The following is a 19,022-nucleotide window of genomic DNA, read 5'->3' as shown; positions in this document are numbered from 1 at the left end:
ACCCCTGCCCCACCCACTCCGTCATCCTGAACTTGTTTCAGGATCCATCCCGCAGGCTCGTAAGCAAGCCGCGTCGTCGGCTAGCCGATCATGAAACTGCGCTTGCGGCCTGAAGGACCCTGAAACAAGTTCAGGGTGACGACGAGAATGGGCCTCTCTCAAAGCCCCTCAAACCATCAGCTTCAGTAAATTCTCGATCTCGCAAGTCGCGAAACCCACGGTGCTATCGGAAATGCCGTAAGGCAGCAGCAACCGCTCCCCCACTTTCAGCGCGCCGCAGGTATAGACCACGTTCGGCACATAACCCGAGCGATCAGCGTTCTCCGCCGTCAGCACCGGCTCCACCGTACGGGCAAGCACTTTCGACGGGTCCTTGAGGTCGAGCAGCGCGCAGCCCAGCGCATATTTGCGCATCGCACCGACGCCGTGGGTGAACAGCAGCCAGCCGTGCTCGGTCGGGATCGGGCTGCCGCAATTGCCGATCTGGATGAACTCCCAGGGATATTTCGGCTCCATCAGCAGCACGCCGTCGTCGTCCCAGGTGTCGAGCGCGTCGGAGCGCAGCAGGAAGAGGTTCTTGCCGTCCTGCCGCCCGACCATCGTGAAGCGGCCGTCGATCTTCTCGGGAAACAGCGCCATGCCCTTGTTGCGCCCGGCGCGCCCCCGGATCGGCTCCAGTTCGAAGCGGCGGAAATCGCGCGTGCGCAGCAGTTCGGAGCGGATCGAGGTGCCCGAATAGGCGGTATAAGTCCCGATCCACTCATAATCGCCGCCGCCGTGATCGAAGCGCACGAGCCGCAAGTCCTCCAGCCCGCCGCGCTGCTGCTCGGTGATCGGGAAGATCACCGTGTTCGACAGGTTCGATTCGGCATGACGATGGACCCAGACGGTCTCCTCGCAATCGACCTCCTCCTCCCGGTCCAGTTCTACCGACGTCGCGAACGAAGCCTGGGGCCAGAGGCAGAAGGTGCCGTCCGCCTCGGCGATGCCCTCGCGGAAGGCGATCGAGCTGATGTGCCCTTCCCCCACCGCACGCAGGCTCATGATGAAGCGCACCGAATCGCCCTGCATCCCCGACTGGTCGGGCGCTGGGACGATCGAGGGATTCATCAGCGCCGCCGCCGCGAAAGTGTACTCATGGCAGAAATAGGCGCCGATCAGCCGCTGGCGGGTCTCGGAAAATTGGGCGGGATCGAGTTCGAGGTTCTTCGCCACTTCGTCGAAGCGCTCGGCGAAAATCTTCTCGGTCTGCCAGTGTCGCTCCTTGAAGTCGCGCAGCACGCGTTCGTACTCGCTCGCCACCTGCTCCTCGCTGAGGCCAGCGACATCCTCGACCAGCCGGGTGGCACGGTCGCCGGGCGCGTTCTTGCCCTGCCAGCCGAGGTGGAAGGGCCGCAGCACGACTCGCGCCGGATCGGCGTAGAGGCGAGTCTCGAAGATATGGAGCGGTTCAGACCAGACGTTCTCGGGCCGATTCAAGCAATCCTCCTCCGAATCCGCCGCCTGATCCGCCCCCTAGGCCACTTCCACGTCCCAGCGGTGCCGAAACGGCAAGCTCGGCCAGAGCATAATGCGAAAGTTGGAAGGCGAGAATGGATTCCGCACCGCAATTGGCATTCGCGCCCCTCGGTGTGACCCCATCCCGGCAACGGCCCGTCGCAATATCGGCGAGCACTACCCCGCGATCGTTGCCGCCGAAGAACCAGTGCCACGCGGTCAGGGCATGTTCGCCCCAACACGCACTATGCGTCGCGGTAAAGGCGCTGCAGGCGGCCTCGATGGCCGCCTGCGCTTCCAGCGGCTGCTGGTCGAACGGCAGATAGGCATGGGGCTTTCCGAAGCTTTCCGAGCCGATCGGCCGGAACTGCCCACGCGCCGAAACCTGCTGCTTGCAGATCCATTCCAGCGTTTCCAGCCCGGCGGCGATCCAGTCCTCTTCGCCGAGCGCCAGTCCGGCCTCGATCAGCGCCTGCGGCAGGCGGGGATTGTCGTAGCCGAGCACCGCCTCGAACCAGGCCCAGTCGGGACGGCGACCATGGCCGAGCAGGCGCATCAGGAAGTCGCCGCCCTGCCGCACGCAGTCGAGCGCCGCCGCGTGGCGCGGATCGCGGCGCAGCACCGCGCAGGCGCCGAGCATCGTAAAGGCGCGCGCGCGCGGCGACTCGATCGCGGCGAGCGTCGGCAGCACGTCCTCGAACAGCTGGAGCGCCCAGTCCGACAGGCTCTGGTCCGGCGCCCGCTCGCACGTCTGGCCCAGCGCCCAGACCGCGCGGCCGTTCGAGTCCTCCGATCCCTCATCCTCGCACCAGCTGCGGTCGAAGCGCATGAAATTGCGGAAGCGGCCAAGTTCCGGGTTCCACGCCGACTGCACGAAGGCGGCATAGACGAGGCTCCACTTCATCCGCTCGGCCACCGGCAGGCCCCGCGCCACATTCATCAGCATGAGCGCGCGGGCATTGTCGTCGAGGCAATAGCCGTGGCGCCGGTCCGGCACGACGCCGACCCCGTGCTGGAGCATGCCGGTGCCGTCGCTCATCGCCAGCACCGCGGCGAGACCGGGCGTCGCGGTGATCGGGGGGATCGCAGGCTCGGGAGCACAGGCACGCGCGACGAGGCGCAGCCCGGCATCGGCAAAGCGCGGCCAGATCATCTCGCGACCCCGCGCCCAGGCGCGGCGCTGCATGGCTGAGAGGTCCGCCGGGCGGTCGAACAGGGCATTCACGGCCTCGGCGATGGCCTCGCTCGAACCCGGCTCAATCAGGCGGCCGATATCCTCACCCAGCAGTTCGCGGGCATGGACATAAGGCGTCGAGACCACCGCCTTGCCCAGCGCCACTGCATAGCTGAGCGTGCCCGAGGTCGATTGCTGAAGGCCAAGATAGGGCGTGAGATAGATATCGCAGGCTTCGAGCTGGTCCAGCAGTTCGTCGGTCTCCAGAAAGCGGTTTTCCCAGGCGATATGCGCCGAGACGCCGAGCCTTTCGGCAAGCGCCTGCAACTCCTCGCGGTAAGCCTCGCCCTCGTGCGCGACAAGGTTGGGGTGGGTCGCGCCGACGATGCGGTAGACCGCCTCCGGATGGCGGGCGACGATCGCGGGCAGCGCGCGGATCGCATGCTCCAGCCCCTTGCCCCGGCTGAGCAGCCCGAAGGTCATCAGCACCTTGCGGCCTTCCAGCCCCAGCTTTTCCTTGAATTCGTCATGGCGACCGAAGGGACGGTCGGGCGCCCCGTGCTCGATCACTTCGAGCACGTGCGCGGGGGCGCCGTAGTCGCTTTCCAGGAGGTCGCGCGAGTGGCGGGACATGACCATGATCCGCGACGCACGCGCGATCAGGTGGCGCAGGATCGCGCGCTGGCGTTCCGAAGGGTCGGACAAAACGGTGTGCAAGGTCAGCACCAGCGGCGCCGCAAGCCGGTCCACGAAGCCCAGCACCATCTCACCGTCGGGGCCACCGAAGATGCCGTACTCATGCTGGAGCCAGACCGCATCCACCCCCGCCTCGTTGATCCGGCGGGCGGCGCGCGCGTAGTCTTCGGGATCGTTGCAGGCGATGGTTCCGGCGAGGTCGCCATAGTCCAGATGCTGCGCGGGATCGTCGAGTGCATAGACGTCGATAGTCGTCTCGGGATGAAACTGACCCAGCTTCTCGAAGATGTCGGTGGTGAAAGTGGCGATGCCACACTTTCGCGGCGCGAAATTGCCGACCAGCGCGATGTGGAGCGGCTTGTTCGGGGCTTTCTCTACCGGCTCGCTGTCGGCAGGGATGGCGCCAAAGATCGAACGAACTTTATCGGAATCCGATTCACGTTCTAGGTCACGCGCTTGTTCACGAGGCATCAGGCTCATGCGCACCCCGCATCGATGGGAGGAGAATGCTCGATTAAAGCCCTAGAGTGCCATGAGTTTCCCGCTGCACTGCAAAATATTCGTCATAAAGCGGCAGGACGCCCGCCCTCGAAGCCGTGCGGAGCGCAGAAATCCGTTACGTTCACATTTGTGCAGTTGCGAATCGCATCTCCGCGCCATCGGATCGCGCCTAAAAGTATAGACAAAAAAGCGAGGCCCGCTTCTGCGCGGCATGGACTTGGACCGGGGGCTTTCCTATGTCCGATCTACGCGCAACAGAGAAACGACGGGAATACGATGCCCTCCGCCTCCAGCCTTTTCGCAGATCAGGATCAGACGCTCTTCCGCCTCGTCTCGGCGGCGATCGGCGCCGATGCCGCGAGTTCCGCCCTCACCGTCCTCACCATCGATCCCGCGCTCTCGGGCAGCGGCGAGACCGTCAGCCGCGCGCAAGTCGCGATGGCGCTCAACGCCGCACTCTTCGCCGATCTGCTGGAGCGCGTGCCGACCGCCGCGCGCTATGTGCAGTCCGTACGCGAGACGGGCGAGACGATCGCCTTCGACCACGGCGCCCTGCGCACGATCGACGGCGAGACCGGCGACCTGCCGCGCGGTCAGGAGGCCTTCGGACGCTTCCTGGTGCCGCTCGGCTACGAAGTGGGCGGGCTCTATCCGCTGCCCAAGCTGCGCATGACTGGCCGCGCCTATGTCCAGCGCGACCTGCCGGAGACGATTCCGCAGTTCTTCGTTTCCGAACTCCATGTCCATCAGCTTTCCGAGGGCGCGCAGGCCGCCTGCGCCAATGTTTTCGGCACGTCGACCGACCCGCTGGGCGAGGCTGAATGGGCCGCGCTCGATACGCTGGCCGCACAGGGCAGCTGCCCGTTCGACCAGGCCGTGATCGCGCTCAAGGGCGCGCTCGCCTGCTTCGAGCGTCAGCATGAGCCGCCGACGCTGGCCGACTACGAAGTCCTGCTGCCCGAGACCAAGGAAGGCGCCTGGATCGCCACCGAGGGCAATGCCTTCAACCACGCGACCACCCGCACCGCCAATGTCGCGGCGCTGGCCGAGGAACTCAAGGAAGACGGCTATCCGATGAAGCCCTCGGTCGAGATCTCGCAGAACGGCCGCGTGCGCCAGACCGCGATCCTCGCCGACAAGGTGGTGCGCCCGTTCCGCGAGGCCGACGGCAGCGAAGTGCCGCTGCCGGTGCCCGGCTCGTTCTACGAATTCATCACCCGCGATATCGATCCGGAGACCGGCAAGCTCGATCTCACGTTCGATTCCGGCAATGCCACCGGCATCTTCGCGGTGACGAGAGGTTCATGAGCCTGCTCCAGTCGTTCGATCCGGCCAGCGGCGCGCTGGTCTGGGAAGGCGAAGTGGCAGATAGCGCCGCGGTCGATGCCGCGCTGGAGCGCGCCCACGCGGCGTTTCCGGCCTGGGCCACCCTGCCGGTCACCGCGCGGGTCGAAGCGGCCTTGCGCTACAAGGCGGTGCTGGAAGCCCGCAAGGACGCGATCGCCGAGGTGATCTCCCGCGAGACCGGCAAGCCGCTCTGGGAAACGCGCACCGAACTCGCCTCGATGATCGGCAAGGTCGGCCTCTCGATTGCCGCGCAGGCCGAGCGCGCGGGCGAGAAGCGGCAGGACATGCCCTTCGGTGCCGCCGTATTGCGCCACCGCCCGCACGGGGTGATGGCGGTGCTCGGGCCGTTCAACTTCCCCGGTCACTTGCCCAACGGCCATATCGTCCCTGCGCTGCTGGCAGGCAATACGGTGGTGTTCAAGCCCTCCGAAATGACCCCGGCAACCGGGCAAGCCATGGCCGATGCATGGGCCGAAGCGGGCCTTCCGGACGGCGTGTTCCAGATCGTCCACGGCGCACGCGCCACCGGCGAGGCACTGGTTGCGGGCCATATCGACGGGCTGCTGTTCACCGGCTCGGCGGGTGCGGGCGCGCATTTCCGGCGCATCTTCGCGGACCGGCCCGACGTGATCCTCGCCCTCGAACTCGGCGGCAACAATCCCTTGGTCGCGTGGGACGGCGACGTGGACGAGGCCGCCTCGGTCGTCGTGCAATCGAGCTTCATCACCACCGGCCAGCGCTGCTCCTGCGCGCGTCGGTTGATCGTGCCGGACAACGACTTCGGCTCCGCGCTGGTCGATGCCGTCGCCGCGCTGGCGGATCGCGTCACCATCGGCGAATGGCACGAGACGCCCGAGCCGTGGTTCGGCCCGCTGATCTCGGCCGAGGCCGCCGAGGCCGCCAAGGCGCGCTTTGCCGACCTCGTCGAGCGCGGCGCCACGGTGATCCGGGCGTTCGAAGGCGTGGAAGGCCGCAGCAGCGCCTTCGTCACCCCCGGCATTCTCGACGTGACCGGCGTGGACGTGCCCGACGAGGAAGTGTTCGCCCCTATCGTGCAAGTCACCCGCGTGCCCGACTTCGACGCCGCCATCGCCGCCGCCAATGCCACCCGCTTCGGCCTTTCGGCGGGCCTCGTCAGCACGGACGACGCCTTGTGGGACCGCTTCGTGCTGGAAAGCCGCGCGGGCGTGGTCAACCGCAACCGCCCGACCACCGGCGCGGCAGGCTCGATGCCGTTCGGCGGCCTTGGCGAGAGCGGCAACCACCGCCCCAGCGCCTATTACGCCGCCGACTACTGCGCCTATCCGGTCGCCAGCTTCGAGGCGGCGAGCGTGGACGGCAACAGCGGCGCGCTGGTTGGTAAACTCTTGGCGGGCAAGCTCAGCGGATGACAGGCCTGACCGGAGCCGAACAGGACCTGCTCGCCCCGGTCGAGCGCGCGCCGATCCTTGCCCACACGCTCGACTGGGCGGCGATCAACAGCGGCACCACGAACCTTGAGGGACTGGCCGCGATGGCGAGCCGCCTTGCCGATGCCTTCGCGGCGCTGCCGGGCGAGATACGGCTGATCGATCCCGCCCCGGTCGAGAAAGTCGACAGCCAGGGCCAGACGCGCGAGGTCGTCCACGGACGCCACCTCGTGCTCTCGGTGCGGCCCGAAGCGGAGCGGCGGGTGATCCTCACCGGTCATATGGACACCGTCTATCCCGCCGATCACCCCTTCCAGACTTGCGACTGGCTGGACGAAAACTCCCTCCACGGCCCCGGCACTGCGGACATGAAGGGCGGCCTCGCCGTCATGCTGGCGGGCCTAAAGGCATACGAAAGGGCCGCTTACGAGCGCGCCGGTCCGACGCTTGGCTACGACGTCCTCATCAACAGCGACGAGGAAACCGGCTCGCTCTCCTCCGCCCCGCTGATCGCGGAACTGGCACAAGGCAAGCTGGCCGCGCTGACCTACGAACCGGCGCTCCCCGGCGGCCAGATGGCGCGCGCGCGGCCCGGTTCGGGCAATTACGCCGTCGTCGTCCATGGCCGCTCCGCCCATGCCGGTCGCAATCCCGAGGAAGGCCGCAACGCTATCCTCGCCGCCAGCGACCTTGCCCTGCGGCTTGCCGCGATGCGCCGCCCCGGACTTTCGGTGAACCCCGCCAAGATCGAAGGCGGCGCGCCCAACAACACCGTGCCGGACCTCGCCGTGCTGCACTTCAACATGCGCCCGGCCACGCCCGAACTCGCCGCCAAGGCGCAGGCCGCTATCAAGGCCGCCGTCGCCGAAGTCTCGGCCGCGCACGAAGTGCACATGCACATCCACGGCCACGTCTCGCGCCCGCCCAAGGCGATCTCGGACAAGACCGAGGCGCTCTACGGCCTCGTCAGCAAGGCCGCCGCCGACCTCGGCCAGCCGATGAGCTGGAAGGACACCGGCGGCGTCTGCGACGGCAACAATATCGCCGCCTGCGGGGTGCCGGTGCTCGATACCATGGGCGCGCTCGGCGGATCGATTCATTCGCCGGACGAGTACCTGCTGGCCGATTCACTCGACGCCCGCGCCCGCCTCACCGCTCTCGTCCTCCACAGACTGGACCGCCACGGAGTTCTGCCCGCATGACATTCCTCCTGCGCACCGCACAGGAAAAGGACCTGGAAGCCCTCTACCGCATGGCCAAGGGCACCGGCGGCGGCTTCACCAACCTGCCGCCCGACAAGCCGACGCTGGACGCCAAACTGAAGCGCACCGCCAAGAGCTTCGCCCGCGACAGCGACGAGATCGCCAACGACCTCTTCGTCTTCATCCTCGAAGATACCGAGACCGGCAAAGTGCGCGGCACCTGCCAGGCCTTTTCGCAGGTCGGCACCGAGTTTCCGTTCTACTCCTATCGCCTCGGGCGGATCACCCAGCATTCCAAGGAACTGGACCGCACCTTCCGCGCCGAGATGCTGACACTCTGCACCGATCTCGACGGGGCGAGCGAAGTCGGCGGCCTCTATCTCGATGCCACCGAGCGTTCGGCGGGTGTCGGCAAGCTGCTCGCGCGCAGCCGCTATCTATTCATCAAGGCGCACCGTTCGCGCTTCGGCGATACCACTTTGGCCGAATTGCGCGGCGCCATCGATGATGCCGGCAACTCGCCGTTCTGGGACGGCCTTGCCGGGCGCTTCTTCGACATGAGCTTCCGCGATGCCGACGAGTTCAACGCCAAGCACGGCAACCAGTTCATCGCCGATCTCATGCCCAAGCACCCGATCTACTGCGCCCTGCTCTCCGAAGCGGCGCGCCAGGTGATGGGCCAGCCGCACTATTCCGGGCGGCCCGCCATGCGCATGCTGGAGAACGAGAACTTCGCGTTCCAGAACTACGTCGATATCTTCGACGGCGGCCCGACGATGATCGCCAGAACCGACCAGATCCGCACCGTGCAGGAAGCCCGCACCGCCGCGATCACCGCGATCGCCGCAGCGGACGACACCGAAGCCAGCCACCTCGTCGCCACCGGCCGCCTCGCCGAATTCCGCGCCTGCCTCGGCAAGATCGACGCAGCGGACGGCGGCGTCACGCTGGATGCCGCCGCCGCCGCGCTGCTGGGCGTCGGGCCGGGGGATACTGTGACTTACGTCAACGCCTGAGGCGCTTCACGCAACTGCCCGTTCCCGTTTTGCAATGGTTCCGCCACGGTCAGGGGGCATATTAACCCCATGACCTCGCTTCCCGACACGCTTCGCTCCGCCGTGCTGCCCGACCCGATCCGCGCGGCGATCTTCGACATGGACGGGACCCTGCTCGATACCGAAGCCCTGCACGGCAAGGCTTTCGCGGTGACCGGCAAGGCGCTGGGCTATCCGCTCCCGGCGGAGCTTCAGAATGCGATGGTCGGCGTCCACCGCGATGGTTCGCGCCGTCTCGTCGCCGAGCACATGGGGCCGGACTTCCCGCTCGACAGTTTCTTCGACGAGGGCGACGTGGCTTTCGCGGCCATGCTCGATGCCGGAATTCCGCTGCGGCCCGGCGCCGAGGTCATTCTCGACCATTTCGCCAAGGCGGGCATACCGATGGCGATCGCCACCTCCTCGGAAGCGCCTTATGCGCAGCAGCGACTGGAGAAGGCAGGACTGCTGCACTACTTCGATGTCGTCGTCACCCGCAACGACGTGACCCAGGCCAAGCCGCATCCGGAGCCCTACCTGCTCGCCGCCAGCCGCCTCGGCGTCGATCCGGCGCACTGCGTCGCCATCGAGGACAGTCCGGCAGGGGTGCGTTCAGCCACTTCGGCGGGGATCGCCACGGTCATGGTGCCCGACCTGCTGCCCGCAACCGAGGAGCAGACCCTGCTCTGCGCGGAAGTGCTGCCGAGCCTCCACGCGCTGCGGGACCTGCTGCTGGCGCCTGCAGAGGGCTGAAAAATTGGATGGGGCATAGCTCGGCTCGCACGCTGGACCGAATCTCCCCGATCTCGCTACGGGCGGGCGGATGAGCATCATCGCCACCATCATGAATTCGACCACCGGCCAGCCCATCCAGAAGATGACTTTCGGCCGCATGCCCAAGCCCTGGGCCAGCTTCAACCTCGCCAGCGGCGAACTCGTCACCGCCGACCGCGTCCATGTCGGCAAGCCCGCGCCGGGCAAGTTCGTGGCGCCGGTCGAGGTCTGGGTTACGCCCAAGGCTGATCCGGCAGCCTGAGGCGTAGAGCCTTACCGAGCCCTACTTACGTTATCGGCCCTATCAGCCCTATCATCGTCGCCCCCGCGAAGGCGGGGGCCGCGCTTTTTTATGCGTCCTCGCGCTATGCCGGAAGAACAAGCGGGGTCCCCGCCTTCGCGGGGACGACGGGGCGCCCAGTCGCTCGTCAAACCCGGTCCAGCTGATGGTCGGGATGGGCGGCGACGAATGCCGGGTGCTCCCGGCAAGCCGCCTCGATCCGGGTCAGGTGCGGATAGGCATCGAGATCGCAGGAAAATCGCCGCGCATTGTAGAGCTGCGGCACCAGCACACATTCGAACAATCCGGGCGCATCGAACAGGAAATCCCCTGCCCCTCGCTGAGCAAGCCGCGCCTCCACGCCCTCGAACGTGCGGGCGATCCAGTGGCGATACCAGGCGTCCACCGCCTCCTGCCCATGGCCGAGATCGTGCTTCAGGTACTTCAGCACCGGCAGATTGAGCGGCGCATGGAGTTCGGTGGCGATCGCCATCGCCAGCTCGCGCGAGGCGAAGCGGTCCTCGACATCGCGGGGGAGCAGCGGCCGATCGGGAAAGCTCTCGTCGAGCCATTCCAGGATCGCCATCGACTGCGCGTAGACGCGCCCGTCGATCTCCAGCGCCGGAACACCGCCGTAGGGGTTTAGGCGGCGATATTCCGCGGAGCGCTGCTCCCCGTCGAGCAGGTTGATCGCAACCTGCTCGTATTCAAGCCCTTTGAGACCCAGCGCGATGCGCAGGCGATAACTCGTGGAGCTGCGCCAGTAGCCGTAGAGCTTCACGCTCTTACGTCTCCGCCGCGATCTTCTCGTGCAGCCACGCCGCGTGGCGCGGGGCCTTCTTGGTGCGCGACCATTCCTCCAGCATCTCCTCGGCCACGGCCTTGAGCTGGGCCATCTGGCCCGAGGTGCCGAACTGCCAGGCCAGTTCCAGACGGTGGCCGTTGGGGTCGAAGAAGTAGATCGACTTGAACACGCCGTGGTGCACCGGGCCGACCACCGACAGTCCCCGCGCCTCGGCACGTTCCTTGGCCGCGAGCAGGCCTTCCTCGCTCTCGACCTTGAAGGCGATGTGCTGGACCCAGGCCGGAGTCGCCTCGTCACGGCCCATTTCCGGTGCGTTGGGCAGTTCGAAGAAGGCCAGAACATTGCCGCCGCCGCAGTCGAGGAAGACGTGCATGTAGGGATCGGGCGCGCCGGTGGAGGGCACCTTGTCCTCGGCGATGGCGAGCATGAAATCCATGCCCATCACCTCGCGGTAGAACTCCACGGTCTCCTTGGCGTCGCGGCAGCGGTAGGCGACATGGTGGATTCCACCCAGTTTCGGGACCGCCACGGGGGTCTTTTCAGTCATCTTCACTCTCCCGGGAATTGGGGGCAGACCTGCGTGGGCCTGCCCCTCTCTCCCAACCTGTTTACTCCGCGGGCTCATCCACCTTCAACACGCCGCGGCGAATCTGGTCACGCTCCATGCTTTCGAACAAGGCCTTGAAGTTTCCGTTACCGAAGCCGTCATCGCCCTTGCGCTGGATGAATTCGAAGAACACCGGCCCGACGCGGGCTTCCGCGAATATCTGGAGGAGCAGGCGCGGTTGCCCGCCATCCACCGTGCCGTCGAGCAGGATGCCGCGCATCTTGAGTTCCTCGGCAGGCTCGCCGTGACCGGGGAGGCGTTCGTCGAGCATCTCGTAGTAGGTTTCCGGCGGCGCGGTCATGAACGGCACGCCGAGCGACTTCAGCCGGTCCCAGGCACCGATGAGATCGTCGCAGATGAGGGCGATATGCTGGATGCCCTCGCCGTTGAAGGCGCGCAGGAATTCGTCGATCTGGCCCTTTCCGCCCTCGGCTTCCTCGTTGAGCGGGATGCGGATCTTGCCGTCCGGCGCGGTGAGCGCCTTCGAGGTGAGGCCGGTATATTCGCCCTTGATGTCGAAATAGCGGATCTCGCGGAAGTTGAAGAGCTTCTCGTAATAGTCCGCCCAATAGGCCATGCGGCCGCCGTAGACGTTGTGGGTCAGGTGGTCGATCAGGTCGAAGCCCGCGCCCACCGGATGGCGATCGACGCCGGGCAGGTAGTCGAAGTCGATGTCGTAGATCGACAGCGCCCCATCCCCGTCACGCTCGTAACGGTCGATCAGGTAGATGATCGAATTGCCGATGCCGCGAATGCCGGGAAGGTGGAGTTCCATCGGGCCGGTCGCGACCTGCACCGGCTCCGCCGAGCGGGCGAGCAGTTCGGCATAGGCCGCGCGCGCGTCCTTCACCCGGAAACCCATGCCGCAGGCCGAGGGGCCGTGCTCGCGGCTGAAGAACCAGGCCGGGCTGTGCGGCTCATAATTGGTGATGAAATTGATCCCGCCCTGGCGCCAGAGTTCCACGTCCTTCGAGCGGTGGCGGGCGATCTTCGTGAAGCCCATGGCTTCGAACACCGGCTCCAGCACGCCCTTTTCCGGCGCCGAAAATTCGACGAATTCGAAACCGTCGAGTCCGATGGGATTGTCGAAGATATCGGTCATGAAGTCAGTTCTCCGAAGGGGGTTTCGCCGGGAAGCAGGTCTCCGGCGGGAATGGGCGGCGCCGCGCGCCAGGATTCGTAGACCGGGCCGAAGTCACGCGAGACGAGGTCCTCGATCAGCTGGGGCAGGCTTTCGAGGACGAAGTAGGTCTTCTGGAAGGAGTCGATCATGTAGCCGGTGCGCATGACGCGGACGGCCTCGAAAGGCAGGCGCAGGACCTTGGGGTCCTCCAGCGAGAAGCGCGTCTCGCCCGAGGAGGAGATGATACCGGCGCCGAAGACTTTCAGGCCGCCCTGCTCCCGCACGAGGCCGAACTCGATGGTGTACCAGTATATCCGCGCCAGCATGTCGAGCGCGTCCATCGCCATGGCCCGCGCCCCGGCCCGGCCGTAAAGCTCCAGGAAATCGGCGATCGTCGGGTCCAGCAGCATCGGCACATGGCCGAAGAAGTCGTGGAACACGTCCGGTTCGACGAGATAGTCGAGTTCGTGCTCCTCGCGCAGCCAGCGTGTTACCGGGAAGCGGCGATGGGCGAGATGGTCGAAGAACACCGCGTCAGGGATGAAGCCCGGCACCGCGACGAGCCGCCAGCCGGTCGCCGGGCCGAGGATCGCATTGGCATCTTCAAAACGGGGAATGCCCCCGGCGCAGTCGAGCCGGGCCAGCCCCTCGCGGAAGGCCGCGCAGGCATGGGTCGCCACCAGCGCCGACTGCCGAGCATGGAGGCGGCGCCAGCGTTCGTGCATCTCCGGGGTATAGGCCTGCCAGTCCTGCCGGACGGTGTAATCGTCGGCGGCCAGTTCGTACTCTCCCCGAAGCTCGCTCGATGATGTCTCGGTCGACGGCTTCTTCATTCCCGCGAGATTATCACAAGCCTCACGCCAGATTCATGCATTTGCGCGCGCCTAGAGACGCGATAAGAGTGGTTTTCACCAGAAACCATGCTCAGGGCAGGCGATTCATGCAGCTGGATCTATTCGACCGCAAGATCATCGCATCTTTGCAGGAAGATGCGCGGATGCCGGTGGCGCAAGTGGCGGAACGCACGGCGCTCTCGGCGACTCCGGTCAGCCGCCGGATCAAGCGGCTGGAGGACGACGGGGTGATCCTCGGCTATGCGCCGGTGCTCGATCCTCGCAAGCTGGGGTTTGAACTGGAGGCCTATGTCCTCATCAACCTCAATGCCCATATCGACGAGAACATCACGCGCTTCGAACAGGCGATCCGCGACAATCCCTATGTGATCGCCTGCCATGCGGTGACGGGGGACATGGACTATATCGTCCACATCATCGCGCGGGATGTGGAGCATCTCTCGCAGATCACGCTGAAGACGCTGGTGCGTCTTCCCGGCGTGCGGGATGTGAAGTCCAGCATCGTGCTGGAGGCGATCAAGGAAACGCGTGCTTTGCCGCTCGAGTGAGGGGCGCGGGGTTCCGCATTCTTCTGCGTTCTCGCGGGAGGCCGGAAGAACAAGCGGGGTCCCCGCCTTCGCGGGGACGACGGGGGTGTTGGCGCTTAGGTTGATCGAAGAACGGACTGTCCCGCTCTTTCGCTTCGTCATCCTGAACTTGTTTCAGGATCCATCTCGCCACCGAAACGGCCGGTCGTTCGGAGGAATGGATCCTGAAACAAGTTCAGGATGACGGGTGTAGTGGGGCGACCGCGTAATCGCGCCAAGGGTTGCGCCGGGAGACCTCAGACACCCCTCAAGAGCGCCCAAGGGCCCCGGCCCCCGCAAGGCCGCCAGTACACGGGGTGCAGGGGTGGTAAACCCCTGCTCTTCCCCTGCCCTCTTACCTCCCGAGCAAGTTCCGCGCCTGGCTGGCGATCTGCGCCAGCATGGCTGGGCTGAGCGGCACGGTATTCTCCGCCCGCTGGACCATTCCGCGGAAGGTCTGGATCGCGGCGAGATGCGCGCGGCCCCATTCCTCGGCAGCCGCAGCCGGGTCGGCCTTGCCCGATTTCGTCCCGGCAAGGCGCCGCAGGAAGTCTAGGCGCATCTGCTGGAAGTCCCGTGCGAGGCCGGCGACAAGCAGGCGTTCCCACGGATCGGAGGGGTTCATGATCGTCGCGCTGGCCTGGGCCCAGTCGAGGCCGAGGCCCGCGCCGATGCGGGTGAAGGCCCCGACCATCTGGCGCGGATCGATCCCGGTATCGGCGGCGAGTGCGGCGATGCCGACAGCGCCGTCGAGGTCGTAGAGGTTGGCAACCATGGCGGCTTCCGCCTCGGGCGCGCCGAGTTCGAGCAGCCCGCTGCGCAGCTTGCGCGAATGCGCGGCGATGCTTTCGCCAAGCAGTTCATGGGTGTCCACCGAGAGCGCGGCGACCGGCTTGCCGATCCGGGCGAGCACTTCGGCAGGCGCCGCCTGTCCGGCTCCGGCGCGCAGCAGGTCGGCCATATGGCCGCGCACGACGCCCGCGGTGCGGTCGAACAGGGCGATGCGCGCGTCCTCGGTCATCGGCGCGACTTCGAGCCGTTCCCAGAGCGCATCGAGATCGAAGAGCTGCACCGCCAGCGCGAAGGCGGCGGCGACCTGCGAGAGGTCCGCGCCCTCTTCCTCGGCGAGTTCGAAGGGATGGACGATGCCGAGGCGGTTGACGATGCGGTTGGCGAGCTTGGTGGCGATGATCTCGCCCGCCAGACGGTGGCCTTCGATGAAGCGCGCATACTTCGCCTGCATCGGCTGCGGGAAGGCGGCGAGCAGCATGGGCTGGAGCGTGGCGTCGGTGGCGAGATCGGACGCCTCGATCGCGGCCTGCAGCACCAGCTTGCCGCTGGAGAGCAGCACCGCGAGTTCGGGGCGGGTCAGCCCGCGACCGTCCTGCGCGCGGCGGCCCAGCGACTCGTTGTCGGCAAGGCCCTCGGTCTTGCGATCGAGGTTGCCGCCTTCCTCCAGGGTCTCGATCAGGCGGACGTGCGAGGGCATGGCGCTGGCCCCGCCGCGCTCGGCGATGGATAGCGCGAGGGCCTGGAGGCGGTTGTCCTCCAGCACCAGCTCGGCCACTTCGTCGGTCATCTCGCGCAGCAGTTCGACGCGCTCTTCCTCGGTGAGCTTGTCGGCCCGCTTGGCGGCGGCCAGCGCGATCTTGATGTTGACCTCGTTATCCGAGCAGTCGACGCCCGCCGAGTTGTCGATGAAGTCGGTGTTGATGCGCCCGCCGCGTGAGGCGAACTCGATGCGGGCGGCCTGGGTGACGCCGAGGTTGGCGCCCTCGCCGATCACGCGGACGCGCAGTTCGTTGGCGCTGACGCGCAGGGCGTCGTTGGCCGGATCGCCCACGGTGGCGTTGTTCTCGCCGGAAGACTTCACGTAAGTGCCGATGCCGCCGAACCACAGCAGGTCCACCGGCGCCCAGAGGATCGCCGAGATCAGCGATTCCGGATCGAGCTCACTCGCCTCGATGCCGAGCGCCGCGCGCACTTCGTCGGTCAGCGGGATCGACTTGGACTTGCGCGAGAAGACGCCGCCGCCCTTGGAGATCAGCGCCTTGTCGTAATCGTCCCAGCTCGAATGCGGCAAGTCGAACATGCGCCTGCGCTCGGCCCAGCTCTTGGCGGCGTCGGGATCGGGGTCGAGGAAGATATGGCGATGGTCGAAGGCGGCCACCAGCTTCAGCGACTGCGACAGCAGCATGCCGTTGCCGAAGACGTCGCCCGACATGTCGCCGCAGCCGATCACGCGGACCGGGTCGCTCTGCACGTCCACGCCCATTTCGAGGAAGTGGCGCTGCACCGAGAGCCAGGCGCCCTTGGCGGTGATACCCATGGCCTTGTGGTCGTAGCCGTTGGAGCCACCGCTGGCGAAAGCGTCGTCCAGCCAGAAGTCGCGCGATTCGGCGATGCCGTTGGCGACGTCAGAGAACTTGGCAGTGCCCTTGTCGGCGGCGACCACGAAGTAGGGGTCCTCACCGTCGAGGATCACCACCGCTTCGGGGTGGACCACCTTGTCCGCCACGATGTTGTCGGTGATCGACAGCAGGGTGCCGATGAAGATCTCGTAGCTCGCCTGTCCTTCGGCGGCCCAACCGGCGCGGTCGAGCGCGGCGTCGGGAAGCTGCTTGGGATAGAAGCCGCCCTTGGCGCCGGTCGGCACGATCACCGCGTTCTTCACGCGCTGCGCCTTCATCAGGCCGAGAATCTCGGTGCGGTAGTCGTCGCGGCGGTCGGACCAGCGCAGGCCGCCGCGGGCGACGGGTCCTGCGCGCAAGTGGATGCCCTCCACCCGGCGCGAATAGACGAAGATCTCGCGCCAGGGCAGCGGCTTGGGCAGGCCGGGGACGAGCGCGGAATCGAACTTGAAGGCCAGTGCCGTCTGCCCGGCGGGGGCGAAGGCATTGGTGCGCAGCATCGCCGCCACGACATCGCGGAAGGCGCGCAGCACGCGGTCGTCGTTGATCGCGCTGACATTGGCGAGACCGGCGCGGATCGCTTCCTGCGCCTGCGCCTTGGCCGCCGCGCGGTCGCCCTTGAACGCGGGGTCGTGAATACCGCGGAACAAGTCGACGATGCCCAGGGTCACCGCAGGCGCCCCGAGCAGGGCGTCCACCACGGTATCGATGCCGAAGTGCATGCCCGCCTGACGCAGATAGCGATACCAGGCGCGGAGCCAGTCGGCCTCGCGCTTGGACAGGCCGAGGCCGGGGACGAGGCGGTTGAACGGGTCGTTCTCGCCGAGGTTGTTGAGCACGCCCGCCAGCGCATCCTCGATCATCGGCGCGAGCTTCAGGACTTCGCCCGCATCGCTGCCGGTCGGCAGGGCGAGAGTGAAGTCGTGGATCGTACCGATGCGCCCCTTGTCGAGCGGGGTCGGCATTTCCGCGAGGACGCGGAAGCCGAAGTTCTCCAGCGCGGGCACGGCGTCGGACAGCGGCAGGCTGCCTTCCGCCTGATAGATCTTCAGCCGCAGCTCCGGTGCATCGCCGTTCTCATGCCGGTAGAGGCGCACGCCGCGGCTGCCGCGCAGGTCCGTCCCGGCATCGCCGACGACGAGGCTGCGCATGTGGGAAATGTCGATCGCGGCTTCGGCCGGGCCGTAGTCGCTGCGATAAGAGATCGGGAAAGCCTCGGCATAGCGCGCGGCGATGGCGGCGGCGCGGCCCGGCTCCAGCGTCTGGGCCAGACCGGCCTCGACCGCCTCGCCCCAGCCGCGCAGCATGACCTGGAGGCTGTGGTCCAGCGCGGCCTCGTCGAGCGCGTGTCCGCCCTCGCGGATGTCGAGGGTGTAGCGCAGCATGGCGAGATTGCCCGCTTCGACGCTGAGCGACCAGTCGAGCGTGGGGGCCTGTGCGGCCTCCTCGATCATCGCCTGAATCCGCTTGCGCATCTGGGTCGAAAGGGTGTCGCGGGCGATCCACACGAAGGCGAACAAGTGGCGCGAGAGCGGCGAGGCAGTGACCACCAAGCGCGGGCGCGGGCGATCGACCAGCGCCGTCATCGTCGTCGCCAGACGCTCGACATCGGCCTCACCGAAGCCGAGCACGAGGTCGTGCGGCAGGCTGGTCATGGCATGGGCCAGCGCCTTGCCGGTATGGCCGCCCGGATCGAAGCCGAGCTTGCTGCCAAGGCCCGCAAGCAGGCGGCGCAGACGCGGCACGCGGTCGGGCGCGACGGCCAGCGCGGCGCTCGTCCACAGGCCGGCATGAACCGACAGCGCGATGACCTTGCCGCCTTCGATCATCGGCACGAGGAACAGGTCGAGCGGGACGCGGCGATGGACGCGGGCGATGACATTGGCCTTGATGACCATCGGCGCGCGGACTTCCCCGGAGGCGAGTTGCGCATCGAAGGCCGCGAAAGCGCGTTCGTAGCTGGCATCGGACAGCAAGTCGCGGGCATCGCGCTTGCAGATGCCCAGCAATTCATCATGGCCGCCGTCGCGGCGACGGGTGACATGGCCGAGCAGGGTCAGCATGCCGCCGGCGAACCAGCGCAGCAGTTCCGCGCCCTCGGCATCCTCGGTGCGGTCGGCGTCGGCATCCATCGCCGCGACCATCTTCGGCCAGTCGGCCACGGCCACGCGCACATCGGCCAGCGCGGTTTCGAGCGCAGCCTGAAGATCGCGGCGCTGGCGGGCATCGGCGCGGTCGGTCTCTAGATAGATCATCGATTCGCGGCGGACGCTCTTGTCGGCGGTCTCCGGAAGCGCGACGAGATGCCCTTCGGCATCGCGCTCCACGGGGAGCACCGGGTGCGCCAGACGATCGATCACCAGACCGGCCTCGGCGATCACGGCGGCAACCGAATCGACCAGGAACGGCATGTCGTCGTTGACGATGGCAATGCGCAGGTAGCGGCGCTCCTCGTTCTCGGAAGCCATGTCGATCACCGGCACCCCGACTTCGCGGCGCGCGGCGGCAGCGAGCAGAACCTGTGCGGCCTCATCGATCCAGGCGCCCTCGCCCGAAGCATCGTCGGGCAGCAGCGAATCGCGAATGCGCCGGGCAATCGCGGGCTGAAGGGCCGAGGTCTTCCCGCCCGGCTTGATGGAAGTCCCAAGGGCGGCGGTCAGATCGTCTGCGCTCAACTGTATTCTCCCGCAAATCAACGGCATGCGGCAGCGTCGACGTCGCAGGTCGCCTGCTGCCACAAGA

Annotated in this window: 14 protein-coding genes; 7 read left to right on the top strand and 7 right to left on the bottom strand. The window is 66.8% G+C overall.

The window, feature by feature from the left end; genetic code table 11:
- Nucleotides 1-168: 168 nt before the first annotated feature.
- Together ACZ1II_RS11000 and ACZ1II_RS10995 are read right to left on the bottom strand one after the other, a co-directional pair.
- Complete coding sequence (locus tag ACZ1II_RS11000) at nt 169-1,479, bottom strand: glycoside hydrolase family 130 protein (protein WP_465146471.1); 1,311 nt, start codon at nt 1,477-1,479, stop codon at nt 169-171.
- A complete protein-coding gene (locus ACZ1II_RS10995) occupies nt 1,451-3,838 on the bottom strand; it encodes a glycosyltransferase family 4 protein (RefSeq protein ID WP_465146470.1) in 2,388 nt (795 codons plus the stop codon). Before ACZ1II_RS10995 ends, ACZ1II_RS11000 begins: the two co-directional genes overlap by 29 nt.
- 306 nt (nt 3,839-4,144) lie before the next feature.
- Between ACZ1II_RS10995 and ACZ1II_RS10990 the strand changes: the two genes are divergently transcribed.
- From ACZ1II_RS10990 to ACZ1II_RS10965, 6 genes are all read left to right on the top strand, one after another.
- Nucleotides 4,145-5,176, top strand: a complete 1,032-nt coding sequence (locus tag ACZ1II_RS10990) for a 2-oxoadipate dioxygenase/decarboxylase family protein (RefSeq protein ID WP_465146469.1) — start codon at nt 4,145-4,147, stop codon at nt 5,174-5,176.
- Nucleotides 5,173-6,606: a succinylglutamate-semialdehyde dehydrogenase gene (gene astD, locus ACZ1II_RS10985; RefSeq protein WP_465146468.1), complete on the top strand. Its 1,434-nt coding sequence runs from the start codon at nt 5,173-5,175 to the stop codon at nt 6,604-6,606. The genes ACZ1II_RS10990 and astD overlap by 4 nt, the downstream gene beginning before the upstream one ends.
- Complete coding sequence (locus tag ACZ1II_RS10980; protein ID WP_465146467.1) at nt 6,603-7,826, top strand: hydrolase; 1,224 nt, start codon at nt 6,603-6,605, stop codon at nt 7,824-7,826. The genes astD and ACZ1II_RS10980 overlap by 4 nt, the downstream gene beginning before the upstream one ends.
- A complete protein-coding gene (locus ACZ1II_RS10975; protein ID WP_465146466.1) occupies nt 7,823-8,842 on the top strand; it encodes an arginine N-succinyltransferase in 1,020 nt (339 codons plus the stop codon). The genes ACZ1II_RS10980 and ACZ1II_RS10975 overlap by 4 nt, the downstream gene beginning before the upstream one ends.
- A 69-nt stretch (nt 8,843-8,911) precedes the next feature.
- Nucleotides 8,912-9,613 carry an HAD family hydrolase gene (locus tag ACZ1II_RS10970; RefSeq protein ID WP_465146465.1) on the top strand — a complete coding sequence of 234 codons (702 nt, stop codon included), beginning with the start codon at nt 8,912-8,914 and terminating at the stop codon, nt 9,611-9,613.
- Nucleotides 9,614-9,683: 70 nt separating this feature from the next.
- Complete coding sequence (locus tag ACZ1II_RS10965) at nt 9,684-9,896, top strand: hypothetical protein (RefSeq protein WP_465146464.1); 213 nt, start codon at nt 9,684-9,686, stop codon at nt 9,894-9,896.
- 166 nt (nt 9,897-10,062) lie between these two features.
- Here ACZ1II_RS10965 and maiA read toward each other — a convergent pair whose 3' ends face one another.
- The 4 genes from maiA to phhA all read right to left on the bottom strand — a co-directional run bounded on the left by maiA (nt 10,063) and on the right by phhA (nt 13,282).
- The gene (gene maiA, locus ACZ1II_RS10960; RefSeq protein WP_465146463.1) at nt 10,063-10,695 is read right to left on the bottom strand and encodes a maleylacetoacetate isomerase; all 633 of its coding nucleotides are present in this window, start codon (nt 10,693-10,695) and stop codon (nt 10,063-10,065) included.
- Nucleotides 10,696-10,699: 4 nt separating this feature from the next.
- Nucleotides 10,700-11,266, bottom strand: coding sequence for a VOC family protein (locus tag ACZ1II_RS10955; RefSeq protein WP_465146462.1), 567 nt, complete (start codon nt 11,264-11,266; stop codon nt 10,700-10,702).
- Nucleotides 11,267-11,327: 61 nt separating this feature from the next.
- Complete coding sequence (gene hppD, locus ACZ1II_RS10950; protein ID WP_465146461.1) at nt 11,328-12,428, bottom strand: 4-hydroxyphenylpyruvate dioxygenase; 1,101 nt, start codon at nt 12,426-12,428, stop codon at nt 11,328-11,330.
- A complete protein-coding gene (gene phhA, locus ACZ1II_RS10945) occupies nt 12,425-13,282 on the bottom strand; it encodes a phenylalanine 4-monooxygenase (protein ID WP_465146460.1) in 858 nt (285 codons plus the stop codon). The genes hppD and phhA overlap by 4 nt, the downstream gene beginning before the upstream one ends.
- A gap of 107 nt (nt 13,283-13,389) precedes the next feature.
- Between phhA and ACZ1II_RS10940 the strand changes: the two genes are divergently transcribed.
- Nucleotides 13,390-13,851: an Lrp/AsnC family transcriptional regulator gene (locus tag ACZ1II_RS10940; protein WP_465146459.1), complete on the top strand. Its 462-nt coding sequence runs from the start codon at nt 13,390-13,392 to the stop codon at nt 13,849-13,851.
- Between the two features lie 373 nt (nt 13,852-14,224).
- Here the strand turns inward: ACZ1II_RS10940 and ACZ1II_RS10935 are convergent, their stop codons facing one another.
- Nucleotides 14,225-18,982, bottom strand: coding sequence for an NAD-glutamate dehydrogenase domain-containing protein (locus ACZ1II_RS10935; protein ID WP_465146458.1), 4,758 nt, complete (start codon nt 18,980-18,982; stop codon nt 14,225-14,227).
- Nucleotides 18,983-19,022 lie beyond the last annotated feature (40 nt).

The organism is Novosphingobium sp. BL-S-20 (genome assembly GCF_055521635.1).
The sequence above is the reverse complement of the archived record's forward strand: the minus strand, read 5'-3'. Positions and strand labels throughout refer to the sequence as shown.

Excerpts from the sequence above, each read along its gene's own strand:
- ACZ1II_RS10995 (WP_465146470.1), bottom strand. The coding sequence starts at position 3,838 with ATGCCTCGTGAACAAGCGCGTGACCTAGAACGTGAATCGGATTCCGAT.
- ACZ1II_RS10990 (WP_465146469.1), top strand. The coding sequence starts at position 4,145 with ATGCCCTCCGCCTCCAGCCTTTTCGCAGATCAGGATCAGACGCTCTTC.
- astD (WP_465146468.1), top strand. The coding sequence starts at position 5,173 with ATGAGCCTGCTCCAGTCGTTCGATCCGGCCAGCGGCGCGCTGGTCTGG.
- ACZ1II_RS10980 (WP_465146467.1), top strand. The coding sequence starts at position 6,603 with ATGACAGGCCTGACCGGAGCCGAACAGGACCTGCTCGCCCCGGTCGAG.
- ACZ1II_RS10975 (WP_465146466.1), top strand. The coding sequence starts at position 7,823 with ATGACATTCCTCCTGCGCACCGCACAGGAAAAGGACCTGGAAGCCCTC.
- ACZ1II_RS10970 (WP_465146465.1), top strand. The coding sequence starts at position 8,912 with ATGACCTCGCTTCCCGACACGCTTCGCTCCGCCGTGCTGCCCGACCCG.
- ACZ1II_RS10965 (WP_465146464.1), top strand. The coding sequence starts at position 9,684 with ATGAGCATCATCGCCACCATCATGAATTCGACCACCGGCCAGCCCATC.
- ACZ1II_RS10955 (WP_465146462.1), bottom strand. The coding sequence starts at position 11,266 with ATGACTGAAAAGACCCCCGTGGCGGTCCCGAAACTGGGTGGAATCCAC.
- hppD (WP_465146461.1), bottom strand. The coding sequence starts at position 12,428 with ATGACCGATATCTTCGACAATCCCATCGGACTCGACGGTTTCGAATTC.
- phhA (WP_465146460.1), bottom strand. The coding sequence starts at position 13,282 with ATGAAGAAGCCGTCGACCGAGACATCATCGAGCGAGCTTCGGGGAGAG.
- ACZ1II_RS10940 (WP_465146459.1), top strand. The coding sequence starts at position 13,390 with ATGCAGCTGGATCTATTCGACCGCAAGATCATCGCATCTTTGCAGGAA.
- ACZ1II_RS10935 (WP_465146458.1), bottom strand. The coding sequence starts at position 18,982 with ATGCCGTTGATTTGCGGGAGAATACAGTTGAGCGCAGACGATCTGACC.